This is a genomic window from Thiothrix eikelboomii, assembly GCF_900167255.1.
GTDB lineage: Bacteria > Pseudomonadota > Gammaproteobacteria > Thiotrichales > Thiotrichaceae > Thiolinea > Thiolinea eikelboomii.
Genome location: NZ_FUYB01000023.1, coordinates 48664 through 67366 on the forward strand (window position 1 = coordinate 48664; position 18703 = coordinate 67366).

At 45.9% G+C, this 18703-nt stretch carries 33 protein-coding genes; all 33 read right to left on the reverse strand.

What is annotated here, in order from left to right:
* Positions 1-20: 20 nt before the first annotated feature.
* Positions 21-641, reverse strand: a complete 621-nt coding sequence (gene rsmG, locus B5D50_RS17290) for a 16S rRNA (guanine(527)-N(7))-methyltransferase RsmG (protein WP_078923907.1) — start codon at positions 639-641, stop codon at positions 21-23.
* Complete coding sequence (gene mnmG / locus B5D50_RS17295; protein ID WP_078923908.1) at positions 641-2536, reverse strand: tRNA uridine-5-carboxymethylaminomethyl(34) synthesis enzyme MnmG; 1896 nt, start codon at positions 2534-2536, stop codon at positions 641-643. Before mnmG ends, rsmG begins: the two co-directional genes overlap by 1 nt.
* Before the next feature lie 206 nt (positions 2537-2742).
* Entirely contained in the window at positions 2743-3705 is a 963-nt protein-coding gene (gene bioB, locus B5D50_RS17300) for a biotin synthase BioB (protein WP_078923909.1), read from the reverse strand.
* Positions 3706-3714: 9 nt separating this feature from the next.
* Positions 3715-4092 carry a hypothetical protein gene (locus B5D50_RS17305; protein ID WP_078923910.1) on the reverse strand — a complete coding sequence of 126 codons (378 nt, stop codon included), beginning with the start codon at positions 4090-4092 and terminating at the stop codon, positions 3715-3717.
* Between the two features lie 137 nt (positions 4093-4229).
* Complete coding sequence (gene rplQ / locus B5D50_RS17310) at positions 4230-4610, reverse strand: 50S ribosomal protein L17 (RefSeq protein ID WP_078923911.1); 381 nt, start codon at positions 4608-4610, stop codon at positions 4230-4232.
* Positions 4611-4645: 35 nt separating this feature from the next.
* On the reverse strand, positions 4646-5650 hold the full coding sequence (locus B5D50_RS17315) for a DNA-directed RNA polymerase subunit alpha (RefSeq protein WP_078923912.1): 1005 nt from the start codon (positions 5648-5650) through the stop codon (positions 4646-4648).
* A 36-nt stretch (positions 5651-5686) separates the two neighbouring features.
* A complete protein-coding gene (gene rpsD, locus B5D50_RS17320) occupies positions 5687-6307 on the reverse strand; it encodes a 30S ribosomal protein S4 (RefSeq protein WP_078923913.1) in 621 nt (206 codons plus the stop codon).
* A 15-nt stretch (positions 6308-6322) separates the two neighbouring features.
* On the reverse strand, positions 6323-6730 hold the full coding sequence (gene rpsK / locus B5D50_RS17325) for a 30S ribosomal protein S11 (RefSeq protein WP_078923914.1): 408 nt from the start codon (positions 6728-6730) through the stop codon (positions 6323-6325).
* A 23-nt stretch (positions 6731-6753) separates the two neighbouring features.
* The gene (gene rpsM, locus B5D50_RS17330) at positions 6754-7110 is read right to left on the reverse strand and encodes a 30S ribosomal protein S13 (RefSeq protein ID WP_078923915.1); all 357 of its coding nucleotides are present in this window, start codon (positions 7108-7110) and stop codon (positions 6754-6756) included.
* A gap of 133 nt (positions 7111-7243) precedes the next feature.
* Complete coding sequence (rpmJ, locus tag B5D50_RS17335; RefSeq protein ID WP_078923916.1) at positions 7244-7360, reverse strand: 50S ribosomal protein L36; 117 nt, start codon at positions 7358-7360, stop codon at positions 7244-7246.
* Positions 7361-7381: 21 nt separating this feature from the next.
* Positions 7382-8737 carry a preprotein translocase subunit SecY gene (secY, locus tag B5D50_RS17340; protein WP_078923917.1) on the reverse strand — a complete coding sequence of 452 codons (1356 nt, stop codon included), beginning with the start codon at positions 8735-8737 and terminating at the stop codon, positions 7382-7384.
* A 9-nt stretch (positions 8738-8746) separates the two neighbouring features.
* Complete coding sequence (rplO, locus tag B5D50_RS17345) at positions 8747-9181, reverse strand: 50S ribosomal protein L15 (protein ID WP_078923918.1); 435 nt, start codon at positions 9179-9181, stop codon at positions 8747-8749.
* 1 nt (position 9182) lies between these two features.
* The gene (gene rpmD / locus B5D50_RS17350) at positions 9183-9371 is read right to left on the reverse strand and encodes a 50S ribosomal protein L30 (RefSeq protein WP_078923919.1); all 189 of its coding nucleotides are present in this window, start codon (positions 9369-9371) and stop codon (positions 9183-9185) included.
* A gap of 3 nt (positions 9372-9374) precedes the next feature.
* Positions 9375-9884, reverse strand: coding sequence for a 30S ribosomal protein S5 (gene rpsE, locus B5D50_RS17355; RefSeq protein WP_078923920.1), 510 nt, complete (start codon positions 9882-9884; stop codon positions 9375-9377).
* Positions 9885-9895: 11 nt separating this feature from the next.
* Positions 9896-10249, reverse strand: a complete 354-nt coding sequence (gene rplR / locus B5D50_RS17360) for a 50S ribosomal protein L18 (RefSeq protein WP_078923921.1) — start codon at positions 10247-10249, stop codon at positions 9896-9898.
* An 11-nt stretch (positions 10250-10260) separates the two neighbouring features.
* Positions 10261-10788 carry a 50S ribosomal protein L6 gene (rplF, locus tag B5D50_RS17365; RefSeq protein WP_078923922.1) on the reverse strand — a complete coding sequence of 176 codons (528 nt, stop codon included), beginning with the start codon at positions 10786-10788 and terminating at the stop codon, positions 10261-10263.
* A 15-nt stretch (positions 10789-10803) separates the two neighbouring features.
* Positions 10804-11199, reverse strand: a complete 396-nt coding sequence (rpsH, locus tag B5D50_RS17370; RefSeq protein ID WP_078923923.1) for a 30S ribosomal protein S8 — start codon at positions 11197-11199, stop codon at positions 10804-10806.
* Positions 11200-11214: 15 nt separating this feature from the next.
* Positions 11215-11520, reverse strand: coding sequence for a 30S ribosomal protein S14 (rpsN, locus tag B5D50_RS17375; protein ID WP_078923924.1), 306 nt, complete (start codon positions 11518-11520; stop codon positions 11215-11217).
* Between the two features lie 16 nt (positions 11521-11536).
* Positions 11537-12076: a 50S ribosomal protein L5 gene (rplE, locus tag B5D50_RS17380; RefSeq protein WP_078923925.1), complete on the reverse strand. Its 540-nt coding sequence runs from the start codon at positions 12074-12076 to the stop codon at positions 11537-11539.
* 15 nt (positions 12077-12091) lie between these two features.
* A complete protein-coding gene (rplX, locus tag B5D50_RS17385) occupies positions 12092-12409 on the reverse strand; it encodes a 50S ribosomal protein L24 (RefSeq protein WP_078923926.1) in 318 nt (105 codons plus the stop codon).
* A 32-nt stretch (positions 12410-12441) separates the two neighbouring features.
* Positions 12442-12810: a 50S ribosomal protein L14 gene (gene rplN / locus B5D50_RS17390; RefSeq protein WP_078923927.1), complete on the reverse strand. Its 369-nt coding sequence runs from the start codon at positions 12808-12810 to the stop codon at positions 12442-12444.
* A gap of 21 nt (positions 12811-12831) precedes the next feature.
* Positions 12832-13095, reverse strand: a complete 264-nt coding sequence (gene rpsQ / locus B5D50_RS17395; RefSeq protein WP_078923928.1) for a 30S ribosomal protein S17 — start codon at positions 13093-13095, stop codon at positions 12832-12834.
* Between the two features lie 2 nt (positions 13096-13097).
* Positions 13098-13295: a 50S ribosomal protein L29 gene (gene rpmC, locus B5D50_RS17400; protein WP_078923929.1), complete on the reverse strand. Its 198-nt coding sequence runs from the start codon at positions 13293-13295 to the stop codon at positions 13098-13100.
* Complete coding sequence (rplP, locus tag B5D50_RS17405; protein ID WP_078923930.1) at positions 13295-13708, reverse strand: 50S ribosomal protein L16; 414 nt, start codon at positions 13706-13708, stop codon at positions 13295-13297. The genes rpmC and rplP overlap by 1 nt, the downstream gene beginning before the upstream one ends.
* A gap of 12 nt (positions 13709-13720) precedes the next feature.
* The gene (rpsC, locus tag B5D50_RS17410) at positions 13721-14419 is read right to left on the reverse strand and encodes a 30S ribosomal protein S3 (protein ID WP_078923931.1); all 699 of its coding nucleotides are present in this window, start codon (positions 14417-14419) and stop codon (positions 13721-13723) included.
* 15 nt (positions 14420-14434) lie between these two features.
* The gene (gene rplV / locus B5D50_RS17415) at positions 14435-14764 is read right to left on the reverse strand and encodes a 50S ribosomal protein L22 (protein ID WP_078923932.1); all 330 of its coding nucleotides are present in this window, start codon (positions 14762-14764) and stop codon (positions 14435-14437) included.
* An 11-nt stretch (positions 14765-14775) separates the two neighbouring features.
* Positions 14776-15051, reverse strand: a complete 276-nt coding sequence (rpsS, locus tag B5D50_RS17420; RefSeq protein ID WP_078923933.1) for a 30S ribosomal protein S19 — start codon at positions 15049-15051, stop codon at positions 14776-14778.
* A gap of 12 nt (positions 15052-15063) precedes the next feature.
* Complete coding sequence (gene rplB / locus B5D50_RS17425; RefSeq protein WP_078923934.1) at positions 15064-15891, reverse strand: 50S ribosomal protein L2; 828 nt, start codon at positions 15889-15891, stop codon at positions 15064-15066.
* A 15-nt stretch (positions 15892-15906) separates the two neighbouring features.
* Positions 15907-16200 (reverse strand): 50S ribosomal protein L23, encoded by a 294-nt coding sequence (gene rplW / locus B5D50_RS17430; protein WP_078923935.1) that lies wholly within the window; start codon positions 16198-16200, stop codon positions 15907-15909.
* Positions 16197-16799 (reverse strand): 50S ribosomal protein L4, encoded by a 603-nt coding sequence (rplD, locus tag B5D50_RS17435; protein ID WP_078923936.1) that lies wholly within the window; start codon positions 16797-16799, stop codon positions 16197-16199. The genes rplW and rplD overlap by 4 nt, the downstream gene beginning before the upstream one ends.
* 10 nt (positions 16800-16809) lie before the next feature.
* Positions 16810-17442 (reverse strand): 50S ribosomal protein L3, encoded by a 633-nt coding sequence (rplC, locus tag B5D50_RS17440; RefSeq protein ID WP_078923937.1) that lies wholly within the window; start codon positions 17440-17442, stop codon positions 16810-16812.
* 140 nt (positions 17443-17582) lie between these two features.
* Positions 17583-17894, reverse strand: coding sequence for a 30S ribosomal protein S10 (gene rpsJ / locus B5D50_RS17445; RefSeq protein ID WP_078923938.1), 312 nt, complete (start codon positions 17892-17894; stop codon positions 17583-17585).
* A gap of 5 nt (positions 17895-17899) precedes the next feature.
* Positions 17900-18703: elongation factor Tu (locus B5D50_RS17450; RefSeq protein WP_078923943.1), on the reverse strand; the 804-nt coding region annotated here is incomplete at its 5' end.

Here is an 18703-nt window from a genome sequence, read left to right on the forward strand (position 1 = left end):
TTATCTCAGTCAAGCACTGCCTAAGCAGTACGGGTAAGTTCTAGTAAATGGCGCTCAGCATTTAAGCCGGGGACGCTTAATGGATGACTCGAGGCTAAACTCCAGCCTCGGGGTAGTTCGGCAATTTCTGTATCAGGATACCGCCCTTTCATAGCATAAAGCCGACCCGCTGCCTGCAAATGCTGGCCGCTGACAGTAACAAAATCAGCTAACGAGGCAAAAGCTCGACTAATAATGGCCGCAAACTTTTGTTTTGGCTGCCACTGTTCAACTCGTACTTGTACCACTTGAATATTAGTCAAGCCTAGCTCTAATGCAGCCTGTTGGATGAAGCGAGTTTTTTTACCGTTGGTATCGAGCAAAGTGAATTGCTGGGTGGGGCGCATAATTGCTAACGGGATGCCCGGCAAACCTGCACCACTTCCGACATCTAAGCAAGGCTCTGCTTCAATAAAGGGGACAACACTCAGGCTATCCCAAAGATGTAAGGGCAGGATTTGCTCAGGGTCACGCACCGCTGTGAGATTATAAACCTTATTCCAACGCAGCAGCAGCTCAATATACTGCTGTAATTGCTGATCCTGCTGAGTATTCAGCACTAAGCCTAACTCAGCCGGAACACCCGACCAACTTATTGCCATCAAGCACTCTCACGCAAGGCAGCTAAAGACTGCTTTTTCAAATGCACTAACAATAAGGAAATGGCGGCGGGTGTCACCCCCGGAATCCGTGAAGCTTGCCCAAGGCTGGTTGGGCGTTGCGCGATTAATTTTTGACGCACTTCATTGGAGAGGCCACTGACTTTGTTATAATCAAAATCAACCGGCAAGCGCGTTTCTTCATGGCGACGTTGCTTATCAATCTCATCCTGTTGCCGCTCAATATAGCCTGCGTATTTACATTGAATTTCGACCTGCTCAGCCACCGCCGGATCAGTCACCGTCGTTCCTACCGACTCCAAACTGGTCAAATTCGCATAGCTCACATTGGGGCGACGCAGTAAATCATATAACTTATAATCACGAGCCAAGGCATCACCAAAGACGCGCTGCGCCTCTTCAGCACTCAAATGACTCGGCTGTAAAACCGTGGTACGCAAGCGCTGTTGTTCACGCTCAATCGCTTCCCGCTTGATGCAAAAAGCAGCCCAACGTTCATCATCGATTAAACCTAAGGCACGCCCTTGTTCGGTTAAACGCAAATCTGCATTATCTTCACGAAGCAGCAAACGGTGCTCGGCTCGGCTGGTAAACATTCGGTACGGTTCTTTCGTACCCAAGGTGATCAAATCATCCACCAATACACCTAAATAGGCTTGATCACGCAATGGATACCAAGCTTCACGCTCTTGCACATATAAACCTGCATTCATGCCTGCCAATAAACCTTGAGCGGCGGCCTCTTCATAGCCTGTTGTGCCATTGATTTGGCCTGCAAAGAATAAGCCTTGAATCAGCTTAGTTTCTAAACTCGGTTTTAAATCACGTGGGTCAAAAAAATCATATTCAATCGCATAGCCGGGGCGCACAATATGGGCCTTTTCCATGCCCTCCATTGAGCGTACTAAAGCGTATTGCACATCAAACGGCAGACTGGTGGAGATTCCGTTCGGATAAATTTCGTGAGTATCCAAGCCTTCTGGCTCAAGGAAAATTTGGTGTCGGTCTTTATCAGCAAAGCGCACCACCTTATCTTCAATTGAGGGGCAATAGCGCGGACCAATCCCTTCAATCACCCCAGTATACATGGGCGAACGATCTAAACCGCCACGAATGATGTCGTGGGTAAGTGTATTCGTATAAGTGATATAACAAGGAATTTGAGGGGGATGCTCTTCCGCTTTCCCTAAGAAAGAAAATACTGGAGTGGGTGTATCCCCCGGTTGGGCTTGCAACTTAGAGAAATCAATCGTGCGCGCATCAATACGGGGTGGAGTACCGGTTTTTAGGCGGTCTACCCGAAAAGGCAATTCACGCAGCCGTTGTGCCAAAGCGATTGAGGGTGGATCACCTGCGCGCCCACCGGAATGGTTCTCCAAACCGATATGAATCTTGCCACCTAAGAAAGTACCCGTCGTCAGTACCACTGCACGAGCACTAAAGCTCACCCCCATTTGCGTGACCACACCCGCAACACGCTCACCTTCAATGATTAAATCATCCGCCGCTTGCTGGAAAATTTGTAGATTAGGCTGGTTCTCAACCATAGTCCGAATCGCAGCTTTATACCGCACGCGATCCGCTTGAGCGCGAGTTGCCCGCACGGCAGGGCCTTTACTGGAATTGAGGATACGAAATTGAATCCCGCCCCGATCCGCCGCATGTGCCATCGCCCCACCGAGGGCATCGACTTCTTTGACTAAATGACCTTTACCAATCCCACCAATCGCAGGATTGCAGCTCATTTGCCCTATGGTTTCGATATTATGGGTGAGTAAAAGTGTGCGTTGCCCCATACGAGCTGCTGCTAAGGCTGCCTCGGTACCAGCATGGCCGCCACCGATTACAATCACATCAAAGGTTTGGGGATAACGCATTACTTACTTTTAACCGCATTAGTCAAAACACTCTATTCTAAAGACTAGCCAGCTCAGCCTCAAACCCTTTCGAACTCAAGCTGTAAAAACACCTGCATAAATCTCTGCAAGGCTTAACTCAGTTCGGTCACGCTTTTCTGTTGAATCTGATAAGACTTCAACAATCAAACAGGGCAACACGAGTGAGTAGCCGCTAAACCTTAACTTTATCCCCTACTAGTAGCTGCCTCGGGTTGAATACCCAAACGCGCAAACAGTTGCATATCATGGTTCTCGTCTGGATTATCCGTTGTCAACAAGCGATCACCATAAAACATCGAGTTCGCACCCGCAAAAAAGCACCATGCTTGGGTTTCATCACTCATTTCGGTACGCCCTGCAGATAGGCGCACATAAGACTTTGGCATCATAATTCGTGCCACCGCAATCGTCCGAATAAAATCCAAGGGGTCTAATTTATCATTCGCGGCTAAGGGCGTGCCTTCAATCCGCACTAAATCATTGATCGGCACCGATTCAGGATGTTGCGCCATGTTGGCTAATTGCTGCAACAGTCGTGCACGATCCCGTTCAGTCTCACCCATCCCTAAGATACCACCACTACACACATTAATGCCTGCATTACGTACATAGTCTAGCGTATCCAAGCGATCTTGATAGCTACGGGTCGTAATGACCTGACCGTAAAACTCCGGTGAAGTGTCCAGATTATGATTATAGTAATCCAAGCCTGCCTGCTTTAAGCGTTGTGCTTGGCGATCAGTCAGCATCCCTAAAGTGACACAGGTTTCCATCCCTAAATTTTTCACCGAACTAACCATGTCGATCACCCGCTCTAAATTTTTGTCAGTGGGATTACGCCAAGCAGCCCCCATACAAAAGCGGGTTGCACCATTAGCTTGAGCGGCTTTTGCTGCATTAATCACTTCATCTAAGGGCATCAAACGCTCAGTTTGCAAATCGGTATCGTACCGTGCACTTTGCGAGCAATAACTACAATCCTCAGGGCAAGCACCCGTTTTAATACTGAGGAGCGTACTAATTTGCACTTGATTCACGATAAAGTGTTGGCGATGAATTTGATGAGCTTTGAACATCAAATCATTGAAAGGCAAGGCAAATAAAGCTTGAATCTCTTCCAGCTTCCAATCATGGCGTAATTCAGTCACACTCAAACCTCACTTTTCAATTTTAACATCCTGCCACTGCTCTTTATTGATCTTCAGAATCTGCACAATAGCTAGCGGAATAATCACAGCTGCACAAACTATCCACAAATGCAGCCAATATTTAACAAAAAAATCACCGGGCGCAAAGGTTAATATCGGTACTAACAAGCCCGCTAAACCATAGTAATGATAGGCAGCTATTTGTGTGTAATAACCGACTCGTGGATTAGGATGATGGCGGAACATCGCATAAACAAACATGGAAGCGCCAAACCAAAGAATAAAAAACGGAAAAGGGATCAGTACCGCAAGGATATTCCCGAAATAGAAAATCCGCGCGGTCTTGCGTGAACTTTCAGCGGTAATCACTTCGGTTTCAGTACTCATAATAGCCGTATCCTTGATTAGAAAGTGCTTAAGTCTAGTAGGCTGGGTCGCTCTGTCAATGATACAGAACAAATAGCTTGCAAGAAAAAAGCCGGTTATTAAACCGGCTTTTTATTTTTAGCGTTTGAGCCTAAGGCTTATTCAGCAACTTGAGCTTCGCCAGCACCATCCACTAAAGAGACATAAGCCATTGGCGCATTATCACCCGCACGGAAACCGCACTTAATAATCCGTAAATAGCCGCCCGGACGTTGTTGATAACGTGGGCCTAACTCAGTGAATAACTTCGCGACAACCGCTTCATCACGTAAACGTGCAAAAGCAATCCGGCGGTTATGCACCGAGTCTTCTTTAGAGCGAGTGATTAAAGGCTCTGCAACACGGCGTAATTCTTTTGCTTTGGGCAGAGTAGTTTTAATCGCTTCGTGGCGTAACAATGAGTTGGTCAGGCTCTGTAACAGAGCTTTACGATGGCTGCTGTTACGGCTTAATTGACGACCAGTTTTACGATGACGCATTTTAAAATCCTTCAGGCGCTAGGTTAACGAGGCAGTTAACCTACTTTACTATCTTTGTGATCGAGACCAGCAGGCGGCCAATTATCCAGCTTAGTTCCCAGAGTTAAACCATGAGAAGCCAACACATCCTTAATTTCCGTTAAAGACTTCTTACCTAAGTTTGGCGTCTTTAATAGTTCAGTTTCTGTGCGCTGCACTAAATCACCGATATAGAATAAATTCTCGGCTTTCAAGCAGTTAGCAGAACGCACTGTAAGTTCTAAATCATCCACCGGACGCAACAATACCGGATCAACCTCAGGCTGATTGTCGATATGACGAATCGGCTCTTCAATATGCAGATCAAAGAAAACGGCCAATTGCTGCTGCAGAATCTGCGCAGCCATGCTTAATGCGTTTTCCGCATCAATCGAGCCATCGGTTTCAATCTCAACAATGAGCTTGTCCATATCGGTGCGTTGCTCAACCCGCGCGCTGTCTACATTATAGGCAACACGTAAAATAGGGCTGTAGCTAGCATCTAAGACCAAAGTGCCTAAAGGTAACTCTGGAGAATCTGGCCCACGCCGAATCGAAGCAGGTTGATAACCACGACCACTCGTAATGGTCAGATTAATTTCCAACTCAACCTCATCTTTAGTGATATGCGCAATGACATAATGAGGATCAATAATCTCGACATCATGATCCAATTCAATGTCAGCAGCAGTCACCGGACCTTTGCCTTTTTTCTTCAGTGTTAAAGTCGCTTCATCACGTGAGTTCAAGCGCACAGCTAACTTTTTCAGATTGAGCAGGATTTCAACGACGTCTTCCTGCACACCTTCAATCGTTGTGTACTCATGCACAACACCCGCAATTTGGACTTCCGTAATTGCACTGCCCGGAATCGAGGACAACAGAATACGCCGCAGGGCATTGCCCAGCGTGTGTCCAAAACCGCGCTCCAATGGCTCTAGAGTGATACGGGATGTATTTAGCCCCAACTCCTGAACCTGGACATTACGTGGTTTCAGTAAATCAATCGTTTTTGAGGTCATGCTAGTCCCTGTAATCGTTGACGAGTCGGTTGAAAATTACTTAGAGTACAATTCAACAATCAGTGACTCATTAATTTCAGCTGGTAGATCTGCACGATCAGGCGCAGACTTATAAGTTCCCTGCAATTCCTTCACGTTAACATCCACCCACGACGGGAAACCTAACTGCTCAGCAACTTTAATTGAATCTTGCACACGAACTTGCTTTTTAGCCTTTTCACGTACTGAAATTAAATCGCCTGCTTTCACTTGATAAGAAGCGATATTAACGACTTTGCCATTCACTAAAACTGCTTTATGGCTTACCAATTGACGTGATTCAGCACGAGTTGCACCGAAACCCATCCGATAAACGACATTATCCAAACGGCCTTCAAGTAAGCGCAAGAGGTTCTCACCCGTAGAGCCTTTTTGTTGAGCCGCTTTCTTAAAGTAGTTACTGAATTGACGCTCAAGAATGCCGTAAATACGACGTACTTTTTGCTTTTCACGTAACTGAACACCGTAGTCAGATAGACGACCACGGCCTTCACCATGTTGCCCCGGCTTTTTATCTAACTTACATTTTTTCTCAAGAGACACACCTCGGCTCTTGAGATACAGATCTGTACCTTCGCGTCTGCTCAGTTTACAGGTCGGTCCAATATATCTTGCCATTGTTAACTGCTCCCGTTACACACGACGCTTCTTAGGCGGACGGCAACCATTATGAGGAATGGGTGTTACATCCGTAATGTTGGTAATTTTGTAGCCTACATTATTTAAGGCACGCACTGCAGATTCACGACCAGGACCTGGACCTTTCACTTCAACGTCCAGATTTTTCAGGCCATATTCTTTAGCAGCAGTACCCGCACGCTCAGCGGCAACTTGCGCTGCGAATGGCGTGCTTTTACGTGAGCCACGAAAACCTGAACCACCTGCAGTCGCCCATGCTAAGGCATTACCTTGACGGTCGGTAATAGTAACAATAGTATTGTTAAAAGACGCGAAGATGTGTGCAACACCATCAGTAACCGTCTTTTTAATCTTCTTAGCGCGTGCATTCGCAGCGCTCTTTTTGGTTGGCTGTTTTGCCATGACTTAACTATCCTGTAACCTGATCACTTACGGATTGGACGGCGCGGCCCTTTACGGGTGCGAGCATTAGTTTTGCTACGTTGTCCACGTACTGGCAAACCACGTCTATGACGGACGCCACGATAGCAGCCCATATCCATTAAACGTTTGATGTTCATGGAAATTTCACGACGCAAGTCACCTTCAACCAGGAACTTAGCAACTTCAGCACGAACTTTTTCAAGTTCTTCTTCGCTCAAGTCACGAATCTTAGTTTGCGGCGTGATGCCAGCCGCTTTACAAATGTCTTGAGCGCGCGGACGCCCAATTCCGTAAATAGCAGTTAAACCAATAACTGCATGTTTATTTACAGGAAGATTAATACCCGCAATACGAGCCATTAAAAATGTTCTCCAGATTCTCGGAAAAGTCGGCGATTATGCCGAAACTTTTACTATTTATCAACAAATAACCCCTGCCGAGGCAGAGGTCATTTACGGTCCTTACCCTAACGAGAGTAAGAACAATCTGTTTTTAACCCTGACGTTGCTTATGACGCGGATCAGACGAGCAGATTACACGTACTACACCACTGCGACGAATAATACGGCAGTTACGGCATAATTTTTTTACAGACGCTCTAACCTTCATGACAACCTCTTAACTAATCAATTAACGCACTGTGCCGGGACGAGTTTGCGTTTTGAAATTGGCTTTCTTCATCAGACCTTCGTACTGATGCGACATCATGTGCGCCTGTAATTGAGATAAGAAATCCATTACCACGACCACGATGATTAACAACGAAGTACCACCAAAATAGAACGGTACATTCCAACCTAAGATCAAGAACTCGGGTAACAAACAGACTAAAGTAATATAAATCGCACCGACTGCCGTTAAGCGTGTCATTACACCATCAATATACTTTGAAGTTTGCTCACCCGGACGGATACCCGGAATAAAAGCACCCGCTTTCTTTAAATTATCCGCAGTCTCACGTGAGTTAAACACTAGGGCTGTATAGAAGAAGCAGAAAAACACAATAGCCATCGCATAGAACAACACATACAAAGGTTGTCCGGGCTGTAGCATATTGACAAAATTTTGAATGATCCCTGTACCATCAGTACCACTAAACCAGTGGCCTAAAGTCGCTGGGAACAAAATAATACTTGAAGCAAAAATGGGTGGAATTACCCCTGCCATATTTAGCTTCAAAGGCAAATGGCTCGATTGACCTGCGTACATCTTGCGGCCTTGTTGGCGATTAGCATAGTTCACCGTAATTCGCCGCTGACCACGCTCAACAAAGATGACAAAAGCAGTCACGACAACTACTAAAACCATCAGCAAAATCACAAAAAACGGTGACAACTCACCCGTATTCACTAACTCTAAAGTACCACCGACAGCAGCCGGCAAACCCGCTACAATACCGGCGAAGATAATCAGTGAAATACCATTACCAATACCACGCTCAGTAATTTGTTCACCGAGCCACATCAGGAATAAAGTACCTGTCACTAAAGTAATCACTGTGGTTAGGATAAAACCATAACCCGGATTAATCGCAATCGTTTGACCACCACCAATCTCTTGACCACCTAAAGCAATAGCTACCCCTAAACTTTGGAATAAAGCCAAAGCTACTGTGCCATATCGCGTGTACTGTGTAAGTTTACGCCGCCCTGTTTCACCTTCTTTCTTTAACTGCTCCAATGAGGGCACTACGGTAGCCATTAATTGAATAATGATAGATGCAGAGATATAAGGCATAACGCCTAAAGCGAACACGCTTAACCGCTCCAAAGCGCCGCCAGAAAACATATTGAAGACACCAAGAATGGTTCCACTGTTTTGCTCAAAAAATTGAGACATGGCCAGTGGATTGACTCCCGGTACAGGAATGAAAGTACCAATACGATAAACAATCAAAGCCAGCAGCACAAAAAAGAGCCGCTGACGCACTTCAGCTATGTTTCCAAATCCTGCAAAGGAACTGGTTGAAGCAGGTGACTTTGCCATTTTTAGTAATTATTCCTCGATTTTGCCGCCTACGGCTTCAATCGCTGATTTAGCACCTTTAGTTACGCCGACACCTTGAATAGTGAAAGCCTTTTCGACTTTACCAGACAAAATAATCTTGGCTTGTAAAGTACGTGCTGGAATGACATTAGCCGCCTTTAAAGAAGCTAGGCTAATCACATCAGCTTCGACTTTAGCTAACTCGTCTAAACGTACTTCAGCAGTACGTGCACCAATCCGAGAGATAAAGCCCATTTTGGGTAAACGACGTTGCAAAGGCATTTGACCGCCTTCAAAACCCACTTTGTGGAAGCCGCCCGCCCGTGACTTTTGACCTTTATGACCACGACCTGCGGTTTTACCTAAGCCTGAACCAATACCACGACCAACACGAGTACGTGCAGGACGGCTACCAGAGGCTGGTTGTAAGGTATTCAGTTTCATCTTAAGCTTCCTCAACCTTAAGCAGGTAAGAAATCTTATTGATCATGCCACGATTTTCGGGGGTATCAATGACTTCTACCGTGCGATTCATACGACGAATGCCTAAGCCGCTAGCACATTGCTGATGGCTTTTCAAACGACCACTAATGCTACGCACTAGCGTCAACTTAACTTTTTTAACTTCTGACATGGCTTATCCTTTGATCTCTTCAACGGTTTTGCCACGCTTAGCTGCAATCATTTCTGGAGCATGCATAGAAGCTAAACCGCCAATCGTAGCGCGGATTACGTTGCCTGCATTCCGTGTACCAATACACTTAGACAGAACATTTTTCACCCCAGCCACCTCAAGTACCGCACGCATCGCACCACCGGCGATAACACCCGTACCTTCAGAAGCAGGTTGCATAAACACAGTGGCAGCACCAGAGGAATATTTGATTGGATACTGTAACGTACCATCAACTAAAGCGACATTAACCATACTCTTACGAGCTTGCTCCATCGCTTTTTGAATCGCAGCTGGCACTTCACGTGCTTTACCATAACCAAAACCAACGCGACCATTACCATCACCAACTACCGTTAAGGCAGTAAAACTGAAGATACGACCACCCTTTACTACTTTAGAAACGCGGTTAACATGAACCAACTTTTCTTGCAGGCCGTCTGTTGACGCTGTTGTATTTTCTACCTTTGCCATAAGACTTACCCTTAGAATTTCAAGCCAGCTTCACGAGCAGCATCAGCTAAAGCTTTGATACGACCGTGATATTTAAAACCGGAACGATCAAAGGCAACCGCCTCAACACCTTGTGCACGTGCGCGCTCAGCAACTAATTTGCCAACGACCGCTGCAGCATCCACATTACCGGTATACTCTAACGAACCACGTACATCTTTCTCTAAACTCGAAGCACTGGCGATCACCTTATCCCCTTCAGGAGCAATGATCTGTGCATAGATATGACGTGGTGTACGATGTACACATAAACGTGTAGCTCGTAATTCACGCATTTTGCTGCGTGCTGGTTTGCTACGACGAATACGACTCAGTTTCTTTTCCATGCTATGCCACCTTACTTCTTCTTGGCTTCTTTACGGATGATGAATTCATCAACGTATTTCACACCCTTACCTTTGTAAGGTTCAGGTGGACGGTAAGCACGCACTTCAGCAGCAACTTGACCCACTTTCTGTTTGTCAACGCCACGGATGATAATGTCAGTCTGACTTGGGGTTTCTACTGTAATGCCAGCAGGTACTTCGTAAACCACTGGATGAGAAAAACCTAAAGACAGATTTAACTTATTACCTTGAGCTTGTGCACGATAACCAACACCAACCAGTTGTAGTTTCTTTTCGAAACCTTCACTGACACCTTTAACCATACTGTTAGTTAAAGCGGAAGTTGTACCCGCTAAAGCCCAAGCACCTTCAGCGCGAGGGCGAAAGCTTAATACGTTATTATCTTGGGTAACCTCTACATCTGCATGGACATCTAGTTCTAATGAACCTTTAGAGCCCTTGACATTCAGACGCTGCCCGTCAATCTTGACCTCAACACCCGTAGGTATTGTTAGGCCTCTTTTCGCAATACGTGACATGAGAATCTGCCTACCTTACTCAACCACACAGATGACTTCGCCACCTTGACCTATTGCCCGCGCTGCACGATCACTCATGACACCCGCAGAGGTCGAAACGATAGCCACACCATAACCACCCATGACCTTAGGCAGTTCATCTTTACCGCGAAACACGCGCAGCCCGGGACGGCTAGTGCGTGCAATCCGGCTAATCACTGGTTTACCTTGGAAGTATTTCAGCTTGACAGTAGTCACTGGCTTACCAGCATTGTCATCTACCTCATAACCAAGGATATAACCTTCGTTGAGTAAAACCTCTAAAATCGCTTTCTTTTGCTTAGAAGCAGGGAAAGAGACTGTTGCTTTACTCGCACTTTGACCATTACGAATACGGGTCAGCATATCGGCAATAGGATCACTCATACTCATGATATTTCTCTCCTTTTACCAGCTGGCCTTAGTTAAACCCGGCACATCACCACGCATAGCAGCTTCACGTAATTTGTTACGGCATAAGCCGAATTTACGATAAACCCCATGTGGGCGGCCGGTTACATTACAACGACGTTGCTTACGCACTGTACTGCTATCGCGTGGTAATTTTTGAAGTTCAGTACTAGCCGCCAATACTTCGTCTAAAGAGCTGGCTGGACTAGCGATAATTTTTTTCAGGGCTGCACGCTTTTCAACGTACTTTGCTGCTATTTCTGCACGCTTTACTTCGCGGGCAATCATAGATTTTTTTGCCATGTAATCTCGTATCCTCTTACTGTCTGAAAGGGAACTTAAAAGCTTCGAGTAAAGCCCGTCCCTCTTCGTCAGTTTTAGCAGTAGTGGTAATGGTAATATTCATACCGCGTAGAGCGTCGATTTTATCGTAATCAATTTCTGGGAAAATGATTTGCTCTTTAACGCCCATGTTGTAGTTACCACGGCCATCAAAACCTTTCGGGTTCAGACCACGGAAATCACGGATACGAGGAATAGATACATTAATTAAACGATCTAAAAACTCATACATGCGCTCACGACGCAAGGTTACTTTACAGCCAATCGGCCAATTGTCACGAATTTTAAACCCTGCAATAGATTTGCGGCTTAACGTAACAACGGGCTTTTGACCAGCGATTTTAGTCATATCATTGACTGCGTGCTCAATGACCTTTTTATCACCTACAGCTTCACCTAGCCCCATATTCAGGGTAATTTTGGTGATGCGAGGAAGTTCCATTACATTTTGTGTACCGAGTTTCTCTGTCAGTTCTTTAATGACAGTTTCACGGTAATATTGCTGTAACCTTGCCATGAAATATTTTACCTATTAAGCGTCTACGCGCTCACCGTTGGACTTAAAGACACGGACTTTCTTTCCATCTTCCAGGAGCTTGAATCCAACCCGATCACCCGAACCAGTAGCTGGGTTGACTAACATGACATTAGAAGCATCAAGGGGCATTTCTTTTTCAATCACGCCACCTTGTACCCCTAAGGTTGGGTTCGGTTTTTGGTGTTTCTTAACCAGATTAACACCTTTTACCAATACTTTACCGGTCGCCAGAACTTGCATCACTGAGCCACGGCGACCTTTGTCTTTACCAGTTATGATAACGACTTGATCGTTTTTACGAATCTTTTGCATCACTTCACCTACTCTATGTCAGCTCAGCCGTCTTAAAGCACTTCAGGTGCTAGCGAGATAATCTTCATAAAGCGGTCACCACGTAATTCACGGGTTACCGGGCCAAAGATACGAGTTCCGATAGGTTCTAATTTATTGTTGAGTAATACGGCTGCATTACCATCAAAACGAACCACCGAACCATCACTACGACGCACGCCTTTAGCAGTACGAACGATGACTGCATTATACACATCACCTTTCTTAACTTTACCGCGTGGAATCGCGTCTTTAATACTTACTTTAATTACATCGCCGATATTCGCATAACGACGGTGTGAACCACCTAAAACCTTGATACACATTACACGACGTGCACCACTGTTATCTGCAATTTGCAGTATTGATTGCATCTGGATCATGTTTACTCTCCGTCTTTAGGCTTAGCCAGCTGCGCGCTCGACAACCTTAACCAAAGTCCAGTGCTTGGTCTTTGACAGAGGGCGGCACTCTTTGAAACTCACAGTGTCGCCAACCTTGCACTCATTATTCTCATCATGAACATGATACTTTTTAGAACGCTTAATAAACTTCCCATAAATAGGATGCTTGACTTGACGCTCCATCAATACCACGATGGATTTATCCATTTTGTCGCTGATGACGCGCCCCATCAAACTGCGTTCGACTTTAACTTCTTCGCTCATCATCATTTACCTGCAACTTTCTTTTCTGACAGAATCGTTTTAATTCGTGCAATTTCGAGACGCACACGTTTCATTTCTGAAGGACGTGACAACTGGCCAGCAGCCTGTTGCATACGCAATTTAAATTGCTCTTTCAGGTTTTCAGTCAGTTCAGACTTGAGCTCATCAACGGACTTTTGACGTAATTCTACTGCTTTCATCACATCACCTGACGGGAAACGAATGCTGTTTTAAACGGTAACTTGGCTGCTGCTAAGCGGAAAGCTTCACGCGCCATCTCTTCACTAACACCTTGCATCTCATACAGGACAAGGCCGGGTTGAACTAGAGCGACCCAGTATTCAACATTACCTTTACCTTTACCCATACGGACTTCTAAAGGCTTTTTGCTGATCGGCTTGTCAGGGAAGACACGAATCCACAACTTACCACCACGGCGGACGTGACGATTAATCGCACGACGCGCTGACTCAATCTGACGCGCAGTCATACGACCACGCTCCAAGGCTTTTAATCCGTATTCGCCGAAGCTAACTGCATTACCTGCTTGAGCTAGACCGCGATTGCGGCCTTTATGCATTTTACGGAATTTGGTTCTTTTGGGCTGTAACATCTCAAACCTCTATCACTTCTTCTTTCTAGCCTGCTGGTTATTTGCATTCCCAGAGTTAGATTGTTTCTGTTCAAGGTCAAAGACCTCACCCTTGAAAATCCAAACTTTTACACCGATGATGCCATAAGTGGTTAAAGCTTCAGCAGTAGCATAGTCAATGTCAGCACGCAGTGTATGTAAAGGGACACGGCCTTCACGATACCATTCGGTACGTGCGATCTCAGCCCCATTCAAACGACCTGCCACACTCACTTTAATACCTAAGGCGCCTAAGCGCATGGCATTGCTCACTGCACGCTTCATCGCACGACGGAACATAATCCGACGCTCAAGCTGACTCGTAATACTCTCTGCAACCAATTGCGCATCTAACTCAGGCTTACGAATTTCTTCAATGTTCAATTTCACATTGTTGACATGCAAACCCATGATGCTAGCAACATCAGCACGTAACTTCTCAATATCCTCACCCTTCTTACCGATCACCATACCAGGGCGAGCAGTATGAATAGTGATGAAAGCCGACTTCGCTGGACGCTCAATTTGAATGCGACTAACCGAAGCTTCTTTCAGTTTCTTCTTTAAAAATGCACGAACTTCTAAATCCTTATGTAAAAATTCAGCATAGTCCTTACCTTCTGCATACCATTTTGAACGCCAATCAGATGCGATGCCAAGACGGATGCCAGTTGGATGTACTTTTTGACCCATATTTAACCTCTGACCTCAATCGCCAACAGCGACAGTGATATGACTGGTACGTTTCAAAATGCGGTTTGCACGACCTTTGGCACGAGGACTAATACGCTTCATCGTCGGACCTTGGTCAACAAAAATAGTTTTTACAGAAAGCTCATCCACATCTGCACCATTGTTATGCTCAGCATTGGCAATAGCAGATTCGAGAACTTTCTTAATAAGCTCAGCACCCTTTTTCGGGCTGAATGTCAAAATTTCTAAGGCTTTGCCAACTGGCAGACCACGAATTTGATCAGCCACTAATCGACCTTTCTGAGGCGAAATACGCGCAAAGCGCAAGCGAGCTGCAACTTCCATATTTATACCCCTTACTTCTTCGATTTCTTGTCAGCAGCATGACCACGATAAGAACGGGTAGCTGCAAACTCACCCAACTTGTGGCCAACCATATTTTCATTAACTAACACGGGTACGTGTTGTTTGCCGTTATGCACAGCAATCGTCAAACCAACCATATCTGGCAGAATCATTGAGCGGCGAGACCAAGTCTTAATCGGCTTGCGATCATTCTTAGCAACCGCAGCTTCAACCTTACTCATCAAATGATGGTCAACGAAAGGACCTTTCTTTAGTGAACGTGGCACGACTTAATCCCCTTACTTCTTGTTCCGGCGACGGACAATCATCTTGTCAGTACGTTTATTGCTACGAGTCTTATAACCCTTGGTTGGAACGCCCCAAGGTGTAACTGGATGGCGACCACCAGAGGTACGACCTTCACCACCACCATGTGGATGGTCAACTGGGTTCATCGCTACACCGCGCACAGTGGGACGCACACCACGCCAACGCTTAGCACCTGCTTTACCCAGCTTAGTCAAACCGTATTCAGAGTTACCGACTTCACCGATGGTTGCACGACACTCAGATAATACCTTACGCATTTCACCAGAACGTAACCGCAACGTAGCGTAGTTACCTTCTTTAGCTACCAACTGGACAGAAGCACCGGCACTACGTGCTAATTGAGCACCTTTGCCCGGACGCATTTCCACACAATGAACCACTGAACCTACCGGGATATTACGCAAAGGTAAAGAATTACCCACTGCAATAGGTGCATGTTGACCAGAGATGATGGAATCACCTGCCGATAAATTCTTTGGTGCGATAATATAACGACGTTCACCATCCGCGTACAGCACTAATGCTATATGAGCACTACGATTAGGATCGTACTCTAAATGCTCAACCCGCCCTGGAATTTCATCCTTACGACGCTTGAAGTCTACCAAACGATAATGTTGACGATGACCACCACCAATGTGGCGCACAGTCATACGACCGCGATTATTACGACCACCGCTCTTGGTTTTCCGCTCCAGTAGGCTTTTGCAAGGTGCACCTTTGTGCAACTCCTTATTAACAACATGGACCTGGAAGCGACGCCCTGGAGATGTTGGTTTTGCCTTAACGACTGCCATGACTAATCCTTAACCTTATTCAGCGGAAGCATCGAGGGATTGACCTTCAGCCAAGCGTACATACGCTTTTTTCCAGTCACTACGATGGCCAGCACGACGACCAAAGTTCTTCTGCTTACCTTTAACATTGACAGTCCGCACTTGGTCTACTGAGACCTCGAACAACAATTGAACTGCCTCTTTAATCTCTTCTTTAGTTGCATTTTTAACAACTTTGAAGACATATTGATTAGCTGACTCAGTAGCAGCGACGCTCTTTTCGGTCATGCGCGGAGCCAACAATACTTTGTACAAACGTTCTTGGCTCATGCCAACCACTCCTGAATCTTTTCTACCGCTGAGCGAGTCATTACAACTTTTTCATGCCCTACCAAGCTCACTGGATTCAACTCAGTTACTGAAGTAACTTCGCAATAAGGAATATTGCGTGCAGCCAGTAAAACATTGACATCAGCCACATCAGATACCAACAAAACATCGTTAGTACCGAAATCTTTTAACTTTGCGATCATTAGCTTAGTTTTAGAATCTTCTAAACTTAACGATTCGACTACCACAAAGCGTTCTTGACGCACTAACTCAGATAGAATCGCACGCATTGCCGCACGATACATTTTCTTATTGAGTTTTTGCTCAAAGCTACGTGGGCGAGCAGCAAAAGTCACACCACCAGTACGCCACAAAGGACCACGAGTCGTACCCGCACGCGCACGGCCTGTTCCTTTTTGGCGGAAGGGTTTTTGACCACCACCACTGACATCAGAGCGATTCTTTTGAGCTTTAGTCCCTGAGCGACCTGCTGCCAAATAAGCAACAACTGCTTGATGCACTAAGCCTTCATTAAATTCGCGGTCAAACACCACTTCATTTACGGTAAGGGTGCCGCCGTTTGCTACTTGCAATTCCATACCTAAATCCTTATGCCTTTACGGAGTGCTTCACGGAGACACTACCACCAGTAGCACCAGGAACTGCACCCTTCACTAATAACAAATTGCGCTCAGCGTCAACACGGATAACTTCTAAGTTCTGCACGCTAGTATTTACGCCACCCATCCGACCCGCCATTTTCTTACCCGGAAATACACGGCCTGGAGTTTGGTTTTGGCCGGTAGAGCCGGGAACACGGTGAGAACGTGAGTTACCGTGGGTAGCATCTTGACCTCGGAAATTATGCCGCTTAATGGTACCGGCATAGCCCTTACCTTTACTAACACCCGCCACATCGACGTATTGACCTTGCTCAAACATAGTGACGGTCAATTCAGCACCTGACTGATAGTCAGCAGCTGCATCCACACGAGACTCACGTACCTTAGTTCCGACAGGAACACCAGCTTTGGCAAAATGCCCAATCAGAGCTTTATTAACACGTGAAGCTTTTTTCTCACCTACAGATAACTGAATAGCTTCATAGCCATCACTTTCTTTAGTTTTGACTTGAGACACACGGTTTGGCGCAATCTCTAAAACGGTGACAGGAACCGCATCCCCAGATTCACCGAAAATACGGGTCATACCGATCTTGCGACCCAATAGACTGATAGCCATTTGCTTACCTCTTCACTACTCTGACGAGCACTTCTGCTAATTTCTTGTCTTTAGAAAAACTCGGCTCGACAATATGTCGAGCCGAAGAAAGCCGCGCATTATATACGTAAAATTAACGCACGTTAAGTATTTATTTCAAATCAGTTCAATTTTATCTGAACATCAACGCCTGCCGCCAAATCCAACTTCATCAGCGCATCAACGGTTTTGTCAGTAGGATCAATAATATCCATCAAGCGCTTATGAGTACGAATCTCATATTGGTCACGAGCATCCTTATTCACATGAGGAGAAATCAGGATAGTATGACGCTCAATACGAGTCGGCAAAGGAATAGGCCCTTTAACACGTGCTCCAGTACGCTTGGCAGTTTCAACAATTTCCATTGCTGAACGATCAATCAAACGATGATCAAATGCTTTCAGACGAATACGAATTCTTTGGTCAGACATAAATTTTACTCAACAATTTTAGCGACGACACCGGCTCCGACTGTACGACCGCCTTCACGGATCGCAAAGCGTAAACCATCTTCCATCGCAATCGGATTGATCAAGGTGATGACCATCTTCACGTTATCACCCGGCATTACCATTTCCACGCCTTCCGGCAGTTCACACGCCCCCGTCACATCCGTAGTACGGAAGTAGAACTGGGGACGATAGCCATTGAAGAATGGGGTATGACGACCACCTTCTTCTTTGGATAGAACATAGACTTCAGCTTCAAATTTGTTGTGCGGCTTGATCGTACCCGGCTTGCACAGGACTTGACCACGCTCCACGTCATCACGCTTAGTACCGCGTAATAATAAACCTACGTTGTCGCCCGCCTGACCTTGATCCAGCAGTTTACGGAACATTTCAACGCCCGTAACAGTGGTGGATGTGGTCGGACGAATCCCTACGATTTCAACCGTCTCACCGACTTTGATCACGCCACGTTCAATCCGACCCGTCACAACTGTACCACGACCTGAGATGGAGAATACGTCTTCCACCGGCATCAAAAACGCGCCATCAATCGCACGCTCTGGTTCTGGAATATAGGTGTCTAAGGCGTTGATCAGTTCAGCAATCGACGGTTCGCCCATCGGTGAGGTATCACCCTCTAAAGCTGCACGTGCTGAGCCTTTGATGATCGGGGTGTCATCACCAGGGAATTCGTAGCTCGAGAGCAGTTCACGTAATTCCATTTCAACCAGTTCAAGCAGTTCTTCATCGTCAACGAGGTCACATTTGTTCATGTACACCACGATGTA

Bases quoted from the DNA above. Each gene is read 5' to 3' on its own strand.
- rsmG (WP_078923907.1), bottom strand. From the start codon at position 641: ATGGCAATAAGTTGGTCGGGTGTTCCGGCTGAGTTAGGCTTAGTGCTG.
- mnmG (WP_078923908.1), bottom strand. From the start codon at position 2,536: ATGCGTTATCCCCAAACCTTTGATGTGATTGTAATCGGTGGCGGCCAT.
- B5D50_RS17305 (WP_078923910.1), bottom strand. From the start codon at position 4,092: ATGAGTACTGAAACCGAAGTGATTACCGCTGAAAGTTCACGCAAGACC.
- rplQ (WP_078923911.1), bottom strand. From the start codon at position 4,610: ATGCGTCATCGTAAAACTGGTCGTCAATTAAGCCGTAACAGCAGCCAT.
- B5D50_RS17315 (WP_078923912.1), bottom strand. From the start codon at position 5,650: ATGACCTCAAAAACGATTGATTTACTGAAACCACGTAATGTCCAGGTT.
- rpsD (WP_078923913.1), bottom strand. From the start codon at position 6,307: ATGGCAAGATATATTGGACCGACCTGTAAACTGAGCAGACGCGAAGGT.
- rpsK (WP_078923914.1), bottom strand. From the start codon at position 6,730: ATGGCAAAACAGCCAACCAAAAAGAGCGCTGCGAATGCACGCGCTAAG.
- rpsM (WP_078923915.1), bottom strand. From the start codon at position 7,110: ATGGCTCGTATTGCGGGTATTAATCTTCCTGTAAATAAACATGCAGTT.
- rpmJ (WP_078923916.1), bottom strand. From the start codon at position 7,360: ATGAAGGTTAGAGCGTCTGTAAAAAAATTATGCCGTAACTGCCGTATT.
- secY (WP_078923917.1), bottom strand. From the start codon at position 8,737: ATGGCAAAGTCACCTGCTTCAACCAGTTCCTTTGCAGGATTTGGAAAC.
- rplO (WP_078923918.1), bottom strand. From the start codon at position 9,181: ATGAAACTGAATACCTTACAACCAGCCTCTGGTAGCCGTCCTGCACGT.
- rpmD (WP_078923919.1), bottom strand. From the start codon at position 9,371: ATGTCAGAAGTTAAAAAAGTTAAGTTGACGCTAGTGCGTAGCATTAGT.
- rpsE (WP_078923920.1), bottom strand. From the start codon at position 9,884: ATGGCAAAGGTAGAAAATACAACAGCGTCAACAGACGGCCTGCAAGAA.
- rplR (WP_078923921.1), bottom strand. From the start codon at position 10,249: ATGGAAAAGAAACTGAGTCGTATTCGTCGTAGCAAACCAGCACGCAGC.
- rplF (WP_078923922.1), bottom strand. From the start codon at position 10,788: ATGTCACGTATTGCGAAAAGAGGCCTAACAATACCTACGGGTGTTGAG.
- rpsH (WP_078923923.1), bottom strand. From the start codon at position 11,199: ATGAGTATGAGTGATCCTATTGCCGATATGCTGACCCGTATTCGTAAT.
- rpsN (WP_078923924.1), bottom strand. From the start codon at position 11,520: ATGGCAAAAAAATCTATGATTGCCCGCGAAGTAAAGCGTGCAGAAATA.
- rplE (WP_078923925.1), bottom strand. From the start codon at position 12,076: ATGGCAAGGTTACAGCAATATTACCGTGAAACTGTCATTAAAGAACTG.
- rplX (WP_078923926.1), bottom strand. From the start codon at position 12,409: ATGCAAAAGATTCGTAAAAACGATCAAGTCGTTATCATAACTGGTAAA.
- rplN (WP_078923927.1), bottom strand. From the start codon at position 12,810: ATGATCCAGATGCAATCAATACTGCAAATTGCAGATAACAGTGGTGCA.
- rpsQ (WP_078923928.1), bottom strand. From the start codon at position 13,095: ATGAGCGAAGAAGTTAAAGTCGAACGCAGTTTGATGGGGCGCGTCATC.
- rpmC (WP_078923929.1), bottom strand. From the start codon at position 13,295: ATGAAAGCAGTAGAATTACGTCAAAAGTCCGTTGATGAGCTCAAGTCT.
- rplP (WP_078923930.1), bottom strand. From the start codon at position 13,708: ATGTTACAGCCCAAAAGAACCAAATTCCGTAAAATGCATAAAGGCCGC.
- rpsC (WP_078923931.1), bottom strand. From the start codon at position 14,419: ATGGGTCAAAAAGTACATCCAACTGGCATCCGTCTTGGCATCGCATCT.
- rplV (WP_078923932.1), bottom strand. From the start codon at position 14,764: ATGGAAGTTGCAGCTCGCTTGCGCTTTGCGCGTATTTCGCCTCAGAAA.
- rplB (WP_078923934.1), bottom strand. From the start codon at position 15,891: ATGGCAGTCGTTAAGGCAAAACCAACATCTCCAGGGCGTCGCTTCCAG.
- rplW (WP_078923935.1), bottom strand. From the start codon at position 16,200: ATGAGCCAAGAACGTTTGTACAAAGTATTGTTGGCTCCGCGCATGACC.
- rplD (WP_078923936.1), bottom strand. From the start codon at position 16,799: ATGGAATTGCAAGTAGCAAACGGCGGCACCCTTACCGTAAATGAAGTG.
- rplC (WP_078923937.1), bottom strand. From the start codon at position 17,442: ATGGCTATCAGTCTATTGGGTCGCAAGATCGGTATGACCCGTATTTTC.
- rpsJ (WP_078923938.1), bottom strand. From the start codon at position 17,894: ATGTCTGACCAAAGAATTCGTATTCGTCTGAAAGCATTTGATCATCGT.